At 41.0% G+C, this 13,954-nt stretch carries 17 protein-coding genes and 1 pseudogene; 1 reads left to right on the plus strand and 17 read right to left on the minus strand.

Translation table 11 applies throughout. The annotated features are described in order from the left end of the window. Window positions 1-111 precede the first annotated feature (111 nt). From G8761_RS16580 to spoIIIAA, 17 genes and pseudogenes are all read right to left on the minus strand, one after another. Window positions 112-1,002, minus strand: a complete 891-nt coding sequence (locus G8761_RS16580) for a polyprenyl synthetase family protein (RefSeq protein WP_166028652.1) — start codon at window positions 1,000-1,002, stop codon at window positions 112-114. Between the two features lie 2 nt (window positions 1,003-1,004). Then, a complete protein-coding gene (locus G8761_RS16585; protein WP_166028654.1) occupies window positions 1,005-1,238 on the minus strand; it encodes an exodeoxyribonuclease VII small subunit in 234 nt (77 codons plus the stop codon). Beyond that, a complete protein-coding gene (gene xseA / locus G8761_RS16590) occupies window positions 1,235-2,587 on the minus strand; it encodes an exodeoxyribonuclease VII large subunit (RefSeq protein ID WP_166028656.1) in 1,353 nt (450 codons plus the stop codon). The genes G8761_RS16585 and xseA overlap by 4 nt, the downstream gene beginning before the upstream one ends. A 139-nt stretch (window positions 2,588-2,726) precedes the next feature. Then, window positions 2,727-3,590 (minus strand): bifunctional methylenetetrahydrofolate dehydrogenase/methenyltetrahydrofolate cyclohydrolase FolD, encoded by an 864-nt coding sequence (gene folD, locus G8761_RS16595; protein ID WP_166028658.1) that lies wholly within the window; start codon window positions 3,588-3,590, stop codon window positions 2,727-2,729. A gap of 49 nt (window positions 3,591-3,639) precedes the next feature. After that, the gene (gene nusB / locus G8761_RS16600) at window positions 3,640-4,032 is read right to left on the minus strand and encodes a transcription antitermination factor NusB (protein WP_166028660.1); all 393 of its coding nucleotides are present in this window, start codon (window positions 4,030-4,032) and stop codon (window positions 3,640-3,642) included. 448 nt (window positions 4,033-4,480) lie between these two features. Then, entirely contained in the window at window positions 4,481-4,891 is a 411-nt protein-coding gene (locus G8761_RS16605) for an Asp23/Gls24 family envelope stress response protein (RefSeq protein ID WP_166028662.1), read from the minus strand. Between the two features lie 22 nt (window positions 4,892-4,913). Further along, the gene (gene accC / locus G8761_RS16610; RefSeq protein ID WP_166028665.1) at window positions 4,914-6,266 is read right to left on the minus strand and encodes an acetyl-CoA carboxylase biotin carboxylase subunit; all 1,353 of its coding nucleotides are present in this window, start codon (window positions 6,264-6,266) and stop codon (window positions 4,914-4,916) included. A 17-nt stretch (window positions 6,267-6,283) separates the two neighbouring features. Further along, window positions 6,284-6,775, minus strand: a complete 492-nt coding sequence (gene accB / locus G8761_RS16615; protein WP_166028667.1) for an acetyl-CoA carboxylase biotin carboxyl carrier protein — start codon at window positions 6,773-6,775, stop codon at window positions 6,284-6,286. A 435-nt stretch (window positions 6,776-7,210) separates the two neighbouring features. Beyond that, window positions 7,211-7,387: pseudogene (locus G8761_RS27300) on the minus strand (transposase); the annotation flags it as partial. Window positions 7,388-7,778: 391 nt separating this feature from the next. Further along, window positions 7,779-8,336, minus strand: coding sequence for a SpoIIIAH-like family protein (locus G8761_RS16625; RefSeq protein WP_166028669.1), 558 nt, complete (start codon window positions 8,334-8,336; stop codon window positions 7,779-7,781). A gap of 15 nt (window positions 8,337-8,351) precedes the next feature. Then, window positions 8,352-9,005, minus strand: coding sequence for a stage III sporulation protein AG (spoIIIAG, locus tag G8761_RS16630; RefSeq protein WP_166028671.1), 654 nt, complete (start codon window positions 9,003-9,005; stop codon window positions 8,352-8,354). Then, entirely contained in the window at window positions 8,998-9,630 is a 633-nt protein-coding gene (gene spoIIIAF / locus G8761_RS16635; protein WP_166028673.1) for a stage III sporulation protein AF, read from the minus strand. The genes spoIIIAG and spoIIIAF overlap by 8 nt, the downstream gene beginning before the upstream one ends. A gap of 11 nt (window positions 9,631-9,641) precedes the next feature. Continuing rightward, window positions 9,642-10,838, minus strand: a complete 1,197-nt coding sequence (gene spoIIIAE / locus G8761_RS16640) for a stage III sporulation protein AE (protein WP_166028675.1) — start codon at window positions 10,836-10,838, stop codon at window positions 9,642-9,644. 33 nt (window positions 10,839-10,871) lie between these two features. Next, window positions 10,872-11,261, minus strand: coding sequence for a stage III sporulation protein AD (gene spoIIIAD / locus G8761_RS16645; RefSeq protein ID WP_338000980.1), 390 nt, complete (start codon window positions 11,259-11,261; stop codon window positions 10,872-10,874). 17 nt (window positions 11,262-11,278) lie between these two features. Next, window positions 11,279-11,482, minus strand: coding sequence for a stage III sporulation protein AC (gene spoIIIAC / locus G8761_RS16650; protein ID WP_007084610.1), 204 nt, complete (start codon window positions 11,480-11,482; stop codon window positions 11,279-11,281). Between the two features lie 11 nt (window positions 11,483-11,493). Continuing rightward, window positions 11,494-12,009: a stage III sporulation protein SpoIIIAB gene (gene spoIIIAB, locus G8761_RS16655; RefSeq protein WP_166028677.1), complete on the minus strand. Its 516-nt coding sequence runs from the start codon at window positions 12,007-12,009 to the stop codon at window positions 11,494-11,496. Continuing rightward, window positions 12,010-12,927, minus strand: a complete 918-nt coding sequence (spoIIIAA, locus tag G8761_RS16660; RefSeq protein ID WP_166028679.1) for a stage III sporulation protein AA — start codon at window positions 12,925-12,927, stop codon at window positions 12,010-12,012. A gap of 167 nt (window positions 12,928-13,094) precedes the next feature. Here spoIIIAA and G8761_RS16665 point away from each other — a divergent pair, with 167 nt between their 5' ends. Next, complete coding sequence (locus G8761_RS16665) at window positions 13,095-13,766, plus strand: SIMPL domain-containing protein (protein WP_166028681.1); 672 nt, start codon at window positions 13,095-13,097, stop codon at window positions 13,764-13,766. Window positions 13,767-13,954: the final 188 nt, after the last annotated feature.

A 13,954-nucleotide genomic window follows, 5' to 3' on the forward strand; every position in this document is an offset into this window, starting at 1 on the left:
TAATCTGAAAAAAAGCCGCTAACACAGGCGTTAACGGCATCAGCATTTTATACTTATATTAGTTAAAAAAGATTATATCATAAGTCGGAATTTGTCTCAAACAGTCGGTCATTAATGGTCCCTTGATGCCACCAAATCTGTTATTTCCTCCAGCAGGGAGGTACTTAGTCCTGTTTTAGAAAGAGCTTGTTTTGCAAGAAAAACATGATTTTGAAGAGCCTCTTTTGCCCCCTCCATTGTCAATAAAGAAGGATAAGTACTTTTATGGTTGGTTGTGTCACTTCCAACAGGCTTTCCAAGAACCTCCTCAACTCCTTCAAGGTCCAAAATATCATCACGAATTTGAAAAGCAAGTCCCAAATGGGAGGCAAAAGCTGATAATAATTCAAGCTGTACTCTATTAGCACCAGCAATCAGTGCACCAGCAATAACGCTGTACTCAAGCAGTTTACCGGTTTTATGGATATGGACAAATTCCAATTCGTCGAGAGAAAGCTGCCTTTTTTCACCTTCCATATCAGCCGTCTGGCCGCCGACCATCCCTTCAGCTCCTGCAGCTTTGGCCATTTCAGTAATCAATTTGATCTTTATTGCATCAGATGCATGTTCGGCTGGAATGCTGCCGACTACCTGGAAGCTATAGGTTAAAAGCGCATCACCAGCTAATATTGCCAAGGCTTCACCGAATACTCTATGGTTGGTGGGTTTTCCCCTTCTTAAATCATCGTTATCCATACTTGGAAGATCGTCGTGAATAAGTGAATAAGTATGTATCATTTCAATCGCCGCTGCCGGAAGAATGCCGGTCCGCGGATCCTTGCCAAAAGAGTCAAGGGATGCAAACAAAAGCATCGGCCGAATCCTTTTCCCGCCTGCTTCAAGGGAATAAAGCATTGCATCCTTAACCTCTTTTGGGGCTTCCAGCTTTTCCAAAAGGGTCCTGAGCTCTTTTTCCAAAAGCTGTTTGTAATCTTTTATAAACGCATCAAGCCCTTTACCCAAGACTATTCCTCCTCGTCAATTGAAAAGCTTTCCGTCCGTCCGTCTTCCGTTATAATTTGCGTTAATTGCTCTTCAACACTCTTTAATTTATCATGGCACAGCTTGGAAAGTTCCATTCCATCTTTATAAAAGGCAATTGCTTCTTCAAGAGGCACATCGCCTTCCTCAAGCCTGTCAACAATTTGTTCAAGCTTGCTCATGGCTTCTTCAAAGCTTAATTTTTTTTCTTCAGTCAAGACTTTTCATCCTCCTCAATATCCTGAACTTTGCAAAGAATGCTTCCGTCAGTTAGCTTAATTTGTATTTTTTCATCCTTTTTTACCTGATCAACACTATTCACCAGCTTGCCATTATCTAAATAGGCAAGGCTGTATCCCCGTTCCATAATTTTAAGCGGGCTTAAAGCTTCCAAAGTAGAAACCCTGTGTTTCCATTCAGTGTGTTTTTTTGAAAATATAAGAGACATGGAGCGGTAAAGCTCTCGTCGAGACCTTGAAAGATTCTCTTCTGCTTCTGACAAAAGCTGTTTGGGATGGCTGCGAAGCAGTCTGTCTTGAATTGCCTGATGCTGTTCCATTTTGGCCTGGGAAAGCCGGCTTGCTCCTCTTGCCAGCTGCTCCGTAAGCTTATCTATCTGCTCTAGCTTCTGTTCATAAAGCCTTTGCGGGTAGCGAAACGCATACGACCTTTGAATGCGTCCGAGTCTCTCATTTTCAAAGCGGAATTTTTCCTTCATGGCCCGCAGGAGCCGCGTCTGCCGCTGAAGAACTCTTTCCATAAGCTCATCAATATGAGGCACTGCTAATTCTGCTGCCCCTGTTGGAGTTGGAGCTCTTAAATCGGCTACAAAATCAGCGATAGTAAAATCCGTCTCATGTCCAACAGCGGAAATGATCGGGACAGAAGAATTAAAAATCGCCCTGGCTACCTGCTCCTCATTAAATGCCCAAAGCTCTTCAATAGAGCCGCCTCCGCGTCCGACAATCAAAACATCCATGCCTTCAGTTGAATTTGCCTTTTCAATCGCTCTTGCAATAGAAGGTGCTGCATTTTCACCCTGAACAAGGGCTGGAAAAACAAGTATTCGGGCGATTGGATAACGCCTTTTTATGGTTGTCAGCACGTCCCTAATTGCTGCCCCGGTGGGAGAGGTAATTACTCCTACTGTTTGGGGGAATGCAGGGATTCTTTTTTTCTTTTCTGGTGCAAATAGCCCTTCGTCTTCGAGTTTCTTCTTTAGCTGCTCATAAGCCAAAAATAATTCGCCGATACCATCGGGACGCATTTCTTTTATATAGATTTGATACTGTCCACTAGGTTCGTAGACGCTTATATCACCTTTAACAATTACTTTCATTCCATTTTCAGGAACAAACTTCATTGTTCTTGAATTACCCGCAAACATTACAGCAAGAATACGTGCTTTCTCGTCCTTAAGAGTAAAATACATATGGCCGCTTGAATGTTGTTTAAAGTTAGAGATTTCCCCTTTAACATGAACATCCTGCAAATGAGGATCGGCATCAAATTTTCTTTTTATATATCTGGTTAATGCATTGACTGTTAAATAACGGTGTTCCTGCATATCGAACTCCTTCAATGCTTTTTTCGCAAAAATAAAAACTGTCCCTATCTATTATAAGTTTAGAAATTCCATTCGTCACGCGAATAAGAAATGGAAGCTAAACCCAAAGATAAGGACAATTTATATTACTCATAAACTATTAGGCATGCTGCATTTTCGACGCATTGCTTGCCGCCTTCATGGTGTTATACATTAGCATGGTAATTGTCATCGGGCCCACTCCGCCAGGTACAGGCGTAATGAATCCCGCTTTTTCTTTCACTTCGTCAAAGCTTACATCACCGCAAAGCTTTCCATTCTCATCCCGGTTCATCCCGACATCAATTACTACTGCTCCTTGACTTACATGGTCCGCTGTAATAAAGTTTGCTTTTCCTACAGCAGAAACAATAATATCTGCCTGTTTGGTGAATTGCTTTAAATCCTTTGTCCTGGAGTGACAATATGTAACAGTTGCATTTTCATTTAGAAATAGCTGTCCTGCAGGTTTGCCGACAATATTGCTTCGGCCTACAACTACAACATGTTTTCCAGCAGGCTCAATATCCATTTCTTTTAACATAACCATTATGCCGTATGGTGTACAGGGGTAAAAGGTGTCCTGCCCGGTCATCATCCGGCCAATGCTGATGGGGTGGAACCCATCCACATCTTTTGATGGAGTGATGGCTTCAATAATTTTTTTCTCTTCAATATGACTGGGAAGAGGCAGCTGAACCAGAATGCCATGAACCTTATTGTCCTGGTTAAGTTCCGAAATTTTATCCAGAAGTTCCTTTTCGGAAAGGCTCTCTGGATATTCAATCATAAAGGAATTCAGCCCCAGCTCTTTACAGGCTTTTTCTTTATTTTTTACATAAAGCTTTGATGCCTGGTTGTTCCCTACAAGGATAACAGCTAGGCCTGGTGTAATGCCTTCATCTTTTAGCTTCAGGACTTTTTCCGCAATTTCCATTCTCGTTTTTCTGGCAATTTCTTTCCCATCAATTAATTTCGCTTCCACACTACCATCCTCCTTTGTAATGAGAGGAGATGACCAACTGATAAAAGAATTAAGATAACTGCTGCTTAATTTTTGAGAGTACTCCATTTATAAACTTGCTTGATTGGTCATCTCCGTAAAGCTTAGCAATTTCAATCGCTTCATCCAATACGACATTTACGGGTACTTCTTCACGGCAGTACTTTAATTCAAAGACAGCGATTCTGAGCAAATTCCGGTCAACAGTGGCAAGGCGTTCCAATGTCCATTTTTCGAGATTCACCTTTATAAGAGCATCAATCTCTTCCTTGTTCTCCACAACACCAGTAACAAGTCCAGTCAAATATTTATCTCCAGCTTCCCCTTCAAGGACATGCTCAATAGCTAAAGCTGGCTCTGTTTCGCTAACATCAATTTGAAAAAGCGCCTGCAATGCTTTCTCTCTTGCCGTTCTTCTTTTCATTATACATTTATCTCCTTTTCAACGAACAAATCAGTTTTGTCCAATTTTCATCATCTCGACCCACAGGACATAGAAAGCTTTGACAGCTTAATAAAAGCACATCGAAAAATCATTAGCTTTTTCGAGAATGTGGGTCATGCAGAGATTGTCCCAGGAAGTGACGGTCTTAGTCTGCATTCATATATTCATTGTTTATCCAAATACAGCAATTTTATAACGGCTGCCCGGAATTTGCCAAAATGGCCTTCAACACTTATTAGTCAAATATAAGGATGGAAGGCATATTTTAACACATAAAAAGATAATAGCATATCTAAAAAGCATGCGCACGGCAAGAAAGAGAAATTTTAAGCCATATCATATGAATTTTGCACTGGATGAAACTAAATTTGATAACTCCATAAAAAGAAAAGCCAGAAGGGCACACTATCTCCCTCTGGCTTTTTGATTAAATTTCCTGCTCAATTTCTGCAGAAATTTCCTGTTTTTGAGTTTCAAATTGAATGCCGACAATATGGATGTTCACTTCTTCGGCTTCAAGGGCTGTCATGTTTAAAAGAGCCTGCCTGATATTATCCTGAATTTTCTGCGCTACAGTAGGAATGGAAACACCGAACTTCATCAAGCAATAAACATCAACCTTGATACCTGTCTCGGTAAGTTCTACTTTTACTCCCTTTCCGTGGTTCTTTTTGCCAAGGCGTTCTACTACACCCGTTGCAAAATTACCTCGCATTTGGGATACGCCTTCCACTTCTGATGCAGCGATGCCGGCGATGACTTCAATAACTTCAGGAGCTATTTCCACTTTACCATGTCCGCTGTTTCCAGGGTTCATTTCAAGAATATTATTCTCCATCCAAAACACCTCCAGTTATTCGTTAAGACTTCATCACATCATACATTTCAAGAAATTTAGTATTAAATTGCCCCTCCACAAATTTTTCGTGATCAAGCAATTTAAGATGGAATGGTATGGTCGTATGGATTCCTTCTACTACGAACTCGCCAAGGGCCCTTTTCATTCTTGAAATAGCTTCCTCACGAGTTGCTCCATACGCAATAACCTTCGCAATCATTGAATCATAGTACGGAGGAATTGAATACCCCGGATATGCAGCAGAATCGATACGTACCCCAAGACCTCCAGGAGGGAGATACATATTGATTTTTCCTGCGGAAGGCATAAAGTTCTTTTCAGGATTTTCCGCATTTATCCTGCATTCGATTGCCCATCCTGAAAAAGTGACATCCTCCTGTGACAATTTCAGCTTTTCCCCGGAGGCTACTTTAATTTGTTCCTTTATCAGGTCAACTCCAGTAACCATTTCAGTAACTGGGTGTTCTACCTGGATTCTCGTATTCATTTCCATAAAGTAGAACTTGCGATTACGATAGTCATAAATAAATTCTACCGTGCCAGCGCCTGTATAATCAACCGCTTTTGCAGCTTTTACAGCTGCATTTCCCATTTCTTCCCGAATTTCTCCATCAAGTGCTGGTGAAGGTGATTCCTCCAGCAATTTTTGGAGTCTTCGCTGAATGGAGCAATCCCGTTCTCCTAGGTGAATAGTGTGCCCGTAGGAGTCGGCCATTACCTGAATTTCAACATGGCGGAAGTCTTCAATGAATTTTTCAATGTATACTCCCGCATTTCCAAATGCAGTTAAGGCTTCCCGCTGTGTAAGATTGATACCTTTAATTAATTCTTGTTCATCTCTAGCCACCCGGATACCCTTGCCTCCACCGCCGGCTGTCGCTTTGATAATAACCGGGAAACCAATCTTTGAAGCAATTTCCAAAGCCTCGTCTGTATCTTTGACAATGCCGGTCGATCCAGGGACGATTGGTACTCCTGCCTCTTTCATTGTTTCACGGGCAATATCTTTTGTTCCCATTTTTGTAATAGCTTCGGGACTTGGACCAACGAATGTAATATTACATTCACGGCATAGCTCCGCAAAGTCTGCATTCTCTGCCAAAAATCCGTAACCGGGATGTACCGCGTCGCACCCAGTCATATTTGCTACACTAATTATATTGGTAAAATTCAAATAGCTGTCTTTGGAGGAAACAGGACCTATACAATAGGCTTCATCAGCAAGCTGAACGTGCAAGGCTTCCCTGTCTGCTTCGGAAAATACTGCAACTGTTTCAATGCCCATCTCACGGCAGGCGCGAATAATTCTTACTGCAATTTCCCCTCTGTTTGCTATTAACAGTTTCTTTATCATTTATTACCGCTCCTTACTCAGGCTTTTACTAAAAACAAAGGCTGACCGTATTCTACAAGCTGGCCACTTTTCACAAGCACTTCTACAATTTCCCCGTCAACTTCAGCTTCAATTTCGTTAAACAGTTTCATTGCTTCAACGATACAAACAACGGAGTCCTTTGTAACTCTTGATCCGGCTTTTACATATTCATCTGCATCTGGTGATGGAGATCCATAGAAGGTTCCGACCATCGGAGAAGTAATTTTATGAAGATTTGCATTATCCTGTTCTTTAACCGCTGCTGGTGCCGCCTCCTGAGCTGTTTCCTGCTGTATTGGAGCAGGGGCTGGAGCTGCTGCTGGCTGGACCGCCGGTGCAGGTACATGCTGAGCTGGTGCAGCTGCAGGAACTGCGATTGCGTTCTTTTTCATTTTAATTGTTGAGCCTTCATGCTCAAATACAAACTCGTCAATACTGGATTGATCAACCAGTTTTATAAGTTCTCGGATTTCTTGTACCTTTAACATTTTCAAAGCACTCCTTGTCTACCTTTTTAAAATAGTTTTGATTTGAAAAGGATCCAGTCAGGTGTTGCTTTTATTACCCTATGTATTGTGACTAGATACTAATACTATACGATAATTCCTTGTAACTGTTCAATCATGGATTACTTTTCTCTGTAATTCATAATCAAAAATCACTTATTTCCATCTTAACCTTTTCTGCAATAAATGTGAAATATTCTTGTTTTTTGATCGATTTTCTACGGACTTGGTAAGTAGAGAACTGTTCCTTTGGGAGCCAAGTTTGTCGACAAAAAGGGTGTCGAAATGCTTTACTCCGACCCCCCTTTTTTGATTTTATTGAAATTTTTTGGGATTATACCATTCTTTTTCAAAGATTCATGGCTGTTACTGGACCCCGCCTCAGATATAGCGCTTTATGAACTTTTATTGGTCCTAACTTTCTGTACATTGAGCCAAAAAAGGACAGGTGGCGCAAATTAGCTTTGGAGATTTATATTCACGGTACCCTTCTTTATTCGTGGTCGAATACTTTAATACTTCGCCAGCAGGACAGAGGTAACAGACATAATATTAATCATAGAAATATTCATGTTTTCGGAAGAATCCATCCCGCTGAACTCTATAATAGGACTGTTTTTGGAAAGCAGCTTCATCACCTCAAGCGTTATATATATCTATTTTAAAATAAGCTTGATTCTACTGCCACACCACTAAACCCAGTTGATTGGAGTGGAGGGCACGAGACTCCTCGGAAACGCTATCGCATTTCCTTCGTGCGTGGGCAATTTCAAGGAAGCTATTCAATGTCCTGCGGGATTAGAGGGACAGGTGAGACCCCACAGGCGTGCCGAGGAGGCTCACCGCCCGCCCAGAGGAAAGCGAGTGCCTTGGAACGGAAATCAACAGGCCCCTCTACCAAAATAAAAAGACTGTAGACAAGCTCGATTATCTTCGAGTTTGTCTACAGTCTGAGCTGTCCCATCTTTGGCACAGGCATTATTGTTTATTTTGATGGCTGGAATTCTACCGCAACATAATTCATGTCACTGAATTCGCTCTTAACCTGACGGATAATTTCGTTGGCAGCTTTAGCTGAATGCTTTGTTTTGGTTTTTACGGTAATACGCACCTGTTCACCATCAGCACGTACCAGTGCATCTTCATAACCCATTGCTTTTATTAATGTTTCCAGTACTTCTTCTTTTTGGGCTGTTTCGTTTAATTTCTTCATTTGGTCGTAAGCATCGCTGCGCTTGGCAGGCGGAAGATCAGTGGAGGCTACTTCATCCCTTAAGGATTCAAGCTGCTGGTTGCGTTTATCATTAAGCTCAAGGCGTAGTGTTTCAAAAACCTCATCACTCGCTTCGGTTGAAACAACTGTTTTTCCTTCAGCTTTATCTGCAATTGGAGTCTGCTTTTTGATTGTTTGATCTTTGGCTTTCTGCTCTACAGCAGCCAGATTTGAACCCTTTTGCTCAGGAGATGTAATATAGTAAACAGATAGTACCACTACTAAAGACAGCATAGTTAACAGCCAAACAGTTTGTTTTTTCAATAACATTTATAAATCCCCCTTTTATTTTTTAGCCATTACGGCCACACGATGGCTTGGAACATCCAGTGCCCTCGTTACTGCTTCAATGATTGATTTTTTCACTTGTATATTTTGGGCACCTTTTGCTACTACCAAAACACCCCGTATTGTTGGTTTTTTTGTTTCCACAACAATCGGGACCTCCTTGTCACCGTTGCGAATAATAACCAACTGTTCATCAACAGAAGAGTCCTCAACCTTTCTTTTTCCGCCTTCACGGTCTATTTCATCGGTAGTTTGGTTCTTAAGCACTTTGTTTTTTTCCAAAACCTTTGATTCTGAGGAATCTATATTAACAACAACCGTAACATCCTTAACGCCGAGCATGGAATCAAGCGCTTCTTTAATCTGGCTTTCATATGCCCGTTCGTAATCCGCAATGCTTTTACCGGAGGAATCCTTTTTCACACCAAAGGTGGGTACATCCTCTGTTTTTTGTGTTGAATTTAATTTCATTGCCGGAAGTGCTGATTCAGTGTTTTTATTTTTAAAAAGCATATTTCCAGCCAGCATAAATGCCGCACCAATACAGAGAACTAAAATCATATATTGGTATTTTCCTTTTTTGCCTTCTGTGTTGTTTAGATTTGCTGTCCATTTCTTTAACCATGAAAACGGCCCTTTATCTTTATCCATTTTTGTTGGTCCGCCCCCCTTCAATTGAAACTTGGATAGCTTTTTCAGAGACATTCCATTCCTTCGAAAGATAAGCAGCGATCTTTTTTGCCGGTTCTGAGTCTTGTTTTGTTGAAAGAGGCGTTTCTGTATCAATTGTGATTTGCTTTACAGCTTCAACCGTCTCAATTTGTTTATCTGGATGCTTCAGAAGAACCGAAACCCTTTGAAGGTTATCAGGAAAGGTTTGATTGGTCTTTTCATCTGCTAAAATATCAATTTTGGCAATTTCTAACCCATACTGGTCCATCAATTCCCCCTCTACACCCTTTTTTAGCTGGACAGCCATTTGTTCTAAAATATATGCATGCTGTGAGGCTTGTATTTCTTTTTTCTTTGATTCTATTAAATTTTCCATATTATTTTCCCCCCCCGGTGCCTGAAGGCTAGTGATCGAAGAGAAAGCAGACTCAAAATCCTTTGATATCAGCTTTAAAACAGGAGTAAGAATGATCGCAATTAATAGAAGACCCGTGACAATTTTGATATATTTTTGCATGCTGGAGCTGGGAAGGAGCATGTCAATAACGGTAGCAAGCAGAATGAACATGATAATATTAGTAACCCATTCGATTAAATAACTCACGTTAATCCCTCCTACCTCATCATCATTGTCAAATTCCCCGCTGCCACAATGACCGTTATGCTCAGAAAGAACATTAGTGACACGATCCCGAGGGCAGCAAATACATAAATGACACTTTTGCTTATTATATCCAGGCAGGAAATGATCGGTCCGCCTCCGAGCGGCTGCAGAATCGCCGCTGCAAACTTATAGGTGAAGGCAATCATTAATATTTTAATTGCCGGAAACGCAGCGATGATTAATAGAATAGCAACACCCGCAATTCCTACTGTGTTTTTTAGAAGAACAGAGGCACTGATAACTGTATCGGCAGCATCTGTGAATACTCGTCCAATAACAGGAACAAAGTTACCTGTAACAAATTTGGCTGTCCTAATTGCTACTCCATCTGAAATGGCAGCAGAAGCGCCCTGAACAGAAATAACACCGAGAAATATTGTCAGGAACAACCCAAGAAGACCTATGCTCCAATTTCTCAGCAGGTTGGCTAACTGGCTGACCTTGTAATGCTCCGACATAGTGCTGACTATACTGAGAAGGGCTGCTAAAAAAAGCAGTGGTAAGACAACATATTGAATAAACATTCCGCAAGTATTCATAAGAAAAAGAATTACAGGATGAAAGAAGGCTGCTGAAACGACTCCGCCAGAGGATGCTATTAACGCTAGAAGAAGCGGAATAAGTGCAAGTACGAAGGAAATCATGGTTCCGATCGTTTCATTTGTATAATCGATGGCAACATGAAAACTGTTTAAGGCTATAATGACGAGAACCATAAAAACAATTGAATATGCAACCTTACTAATTGTGCTTTTTTCAAAGGCATTTTGCATTGACTGCAGGAGCATACTGAACACCGTCAGCATAACCAGAGACCCTAGCAGCATACCGTTTGTAATAAATTCATGGAAAGCGAACTTGAAAATCCCATGAAACCATTGCTTAAAAGAAAACTTTTTATCACCTTTGATAAAATCGTAAAGGCTTCCTTTCTGGCTTTCTGGCAAAAAACCTCCGTATTTGTCGGTAATCTCCTCCCAGTAGCTTTTCAACTCTGTAAAATCCAGAGTTTTCAACTGTGATTCAACCATTGCTTCTGTAGAAACGGGACTTTCCCCCTCTGTTTTTTCTGCTGCATGTACACCGGGAATGTGTAAGAATAAAAATACAAGTATGATAATAGGAATAATCCGCATCCGCTGCTTCATTTTTTCACCTCGTTTTATCAATTAGCCCAGCTCTTATCCCGGAATCATTTTTATAATGGTTTCAATCATGACCGTAAGGATTGGAATACCCATGGCAAGAATTAAAATTTTTCCAGCCAATTCAATTTTTGATGCGATTGCTCCTTGTCCAGCATCCTTTGTTATTTGTGATGCAAATTCAGCAATGTAGGCAATCCCAATAATTTTTAATATTGTTTCCACATAAACCATATTGACCTTTGCATTAATTGCCAGCTTTTCGAGCATTAAAATGATTTCTGAAATTTTATCTACCAGAAAAAGAAAAATAAAACAGCCTGTAAAGACAACAAGGAGAAAAGCAAAATTTGGCTTTTGTTCTTTAATAATCAGAGCCAGAAAAGTAGCAACCAATGCAATTCCAACAATCTTCAGGATTTCAATGGCGGACCTCCCCCTTTCTATTGGAATAAAAAGACGGATTTAATTTTTTGAAAGAGGTCATCCACGATGGAGGCCACTTGAAACAGAATATAAATGAAACCGAAAAGAGTAACCCATTGTGCGTATTCCTTTTTTCCGACCTGATCAAGAACGGTATGCAAAAAAGCTACAACAATTCCGACTCCAGCTATTTTAAAGATGATATCGACTTCCAATCCCATCGTTTTTCCTCCTAGATTAATAAAATGATGAGTAATAATCCGGACAGGAATCCGAGACTTTTCACCATCTTTTCGTATTTAGATTGCCTTTCATACGCATCTGCTTCTTCCCTTTCAAGGTGGGTAAGAGCAAGCATAATTTGTTTTTGCTGAGAGACGCGATCATGGCGGCCAAGGGTTTCACCGAATTGCTTCATGATTTCGTACTCCCCCTGCTTCAATGCTGTCATCTTCCAAACCTCACTTAAACTTTCCTCCCAGGCATCCTTCACCGTAGTTTCGGTACCGGTTAATTTGTTTGCAAAGGTTTCAAAAAACCAGGACAAAGGCTTTGTTAGCTGAGCAGCCAGTCTCCTCGCCGCCTCATGAAGGGGTGTATGCCCATACATTATTTCTGCCTCTAATGACTGAAGGGCTGATTTTAACTGCCGAAGCTGTTTCGGTCTTTCACTCAAATACCTTGATGCCTCAAAACCAGTCCAGGTTGTCGCGCAAATAATGAAAATGGCTCCAATAATTTTCACCATTTAAATCACGCTCACTCTGTTTGTCATTTCTTTTCCGCTCCCATCGAGTATTTTGGTTATAGTGCCTGGCCCCTGATCACGGTTTAACAGGATAAATCTTTGAAAAATTTCTCTTTCAAGAATTTCTTTTAATGATGGCCTATTTCTTACTTCTTGAAGGGAACTTCCATGTATGGTCATAATAAGCCTTATGCCAGCATTTACCGCCTCCATGATTGCCTCTGCATCTTCTTTTCTTCCGATCTCATCAACAATAAGTACATCAGGGCTCATGGAACGTATCATCATCATCATGCCTTCAGCCTTTGGACATGCATCCAGGATATCTACTCTTGGGCCAAAGGTTAATTGTGGTACTCCATTAATGCATCCAGCTATCTCCGAGCGTTCATCCACTATTCCTACCTTTTCAGCACGGATATTCTGGTCACCTGTTGATATTACTCTGGCGATATCCCTCAACAGGGTGGTTTTGCCTGTCTGGGGAGGTCCAATAATCATGGCATGCAGCCAATTGTCCTCTCTTATAAAAGGGATTAACGGATCTGCGATTCCTATTTTTTCTTTTGCAATCCTAATATTAAAAGATGAAATATCCCGAATGGCTTTTACCATTCCAGCCTCTAATATTACCTTTCCCGCAAGACCAATCCGGTGGCCTCCTGCTACTGTGATATAACCTCTCTTCAATTCTTCCTCCATGGTATAAAGAGAAAATTGACTGATTTTATTCAATAGCTGGGCGGCATCCTCGGGCTGAATAACATAGGCAATAAAACGCGGTAATCCTTTCATGGTAATTTCTATAGGCCGATTGATACGAATTCTGATTTCTTCTATTTCTTTTTTTTGTGCTGCCGGGATCTTATCAATCATTTCGGCGATGTTTTTAGGTAAAAAGCGAAGAATAGATTCCATAGAGTTCCTCCCTGGCGCTTGTCTCATTATTTAAAATGTATGCCTGCCTGTACACATTATGACTTGCAAATCAATCAATTCTTATAAACTTCTGCTTCCTTTGGCTGTCATTTTAAGGGGAAGTCTTCGCATAGTTATATAAAGGAAACATGGAGGAGGAGATTGTTGTGTACGGAGGCTACTACCCAAACCCTGTGGGCATTCCAAGCCAGCTATCAGACGGTAAACAATCTATTAAAGTTCAGGGACAAGGAGAAGTCAGTCTTAAACCTGATATAGCACAGATTAATTTGGGAATCATTTCGGAAAATAAAGATCTTATTAGCGCCCAGCAGGAGAATGCCCGGAAATCACAAATGGTTATTCAGTCTCTTTTAGCACTTGGTATTCCCAATAATAAAATAAGGACCTATGACTACAGGATTGATGCAGATTATGATTTTAAGGATGGGCAGCAAATTTTCCGAGGATATAAAGTGACCCATTTACTGGAAATAAAACTTAATGAACTGGAGAAAGCAGGGGTAACTGTTGACACTGCTGTGAAGAACGGGGCGAATTATGTTTCCCGCATTGAATTTAAAAGCAGCCAAAAGCAGCAATATTATCGACAGGCGTTGGCAGCTGCAGTAACAGATGCCATTGAAAAGGCGGAGGTCATTGCTGGGGTATTAAGAGTACAGCTGAACAGAATTCCTTATTTGGTATCAGAAGTAACAGGCACTCTTTCACCTGTTTTTGAGGAACAAACTACCTTTGTTAAAGGAGTCAGCACCACCACTTTTGAACCAGGTGAAATTTCAATCAAGGCCACAGTCCATGCGGAGTTTCATTTTTAAAGGATATTTTCAACCCCATTGTAAATATGCAAAAAATCCGCTCCCTTACCGCGGACGCCACCCCGAGCCTCCTCGCTCGTACCTCACTGCGGGATCTAGGCTGGCTCTTTTTCCCGCTGGAGTGTCGCAGATTTTAGCGATTATAGTTTGAACTAGAATCAGACACTCTATTTTTACCTTGTCCTAAA

The sequence above is a fragment of the Neobacillus terrae genome, from assembly GCF_011393025.1.
Classification (GTDB): Bacteria; Bacillota; Bacilli; order Bacillales; family Cytobacillaceae; genus Neobacillus_A; species Neobacillus_A terrae.

Bases quoted from the DNA above. Each gene is read 5' to 3' on its own strand.
- xseA (WP_166028656.1), bottom strand. From the start codon at position 2,587: ATGCAGGAACACCGTTATTTAACAGTCAATGCATTAACCAGATATATA.
- nusB (WP_166028660.1), bottom strand. From the start codon at position 4,032: ATGAAAAGAAGAACGGCAAGAGAGAAAGCATTGCAGGCGCTTTTTCAA.
- G8761_RS16605 (WP_166028662.1), bottom strand. From the start codon at position 4,891: ATGGAGAATAATATTCTTGAAATGAACCCTGGAAACAGCGGACATGGT.
- accC (WP_166028665.1), bottom strand. From the start codon at position 6,266: ATGATAAAGAAACTGTTAATAGCAAACAGAGGGGAAATTGCAGTAAGA.
- accB (WP_166028667.1), bottom strand. From the start codon at position 6,775: ATGTTAAAGGTACAAGAAATCCGAGAACTTATAAAACTGGTTGATCAA.
- G8761_RS16625 (WP_166028669.1), bottom strand. From the start codon at position 8,336: ATGTTATTGAAAAAACAAACTGTTTGGCTGTTAACTATGCTGTCTTTA.
- spoIIIAG (WP_166028671.1), bottom strand. From the start codon at position 9,005: ATGGATAAAGATAAAGGGCCGTTTTCATGGTTAAAGAAATGGACAGCA.
- spoIIIAE (WP_166028675.1), bottom strand. From the start codon at position 10,838: ATGAAGCAGCGGATGCGGATTATTCCTATTATCATACTTGTATTTTTA.
- spoIIIAC (WP_007084610.1), bottom strand. From the start codon at position 11,482: ATGGGATTGGAAGTCGATATCATCTTTAAAATAGCTGGAGTCGGAATT.
- spoIIIAB (WP_166028677.1), bottom strand. From the start codon at position 12,009: ATGGTGAAAATTATTGGAGCCATTTTCATTATTTGCGCGACAACCTGG.
- spoIIIAA (WP_166028679.1), bottom strand. From the start codon at position 12,927: ATGGAATCTATTCTTCGCTTTTTACCTAAAAACATCGCCGAAATGATT.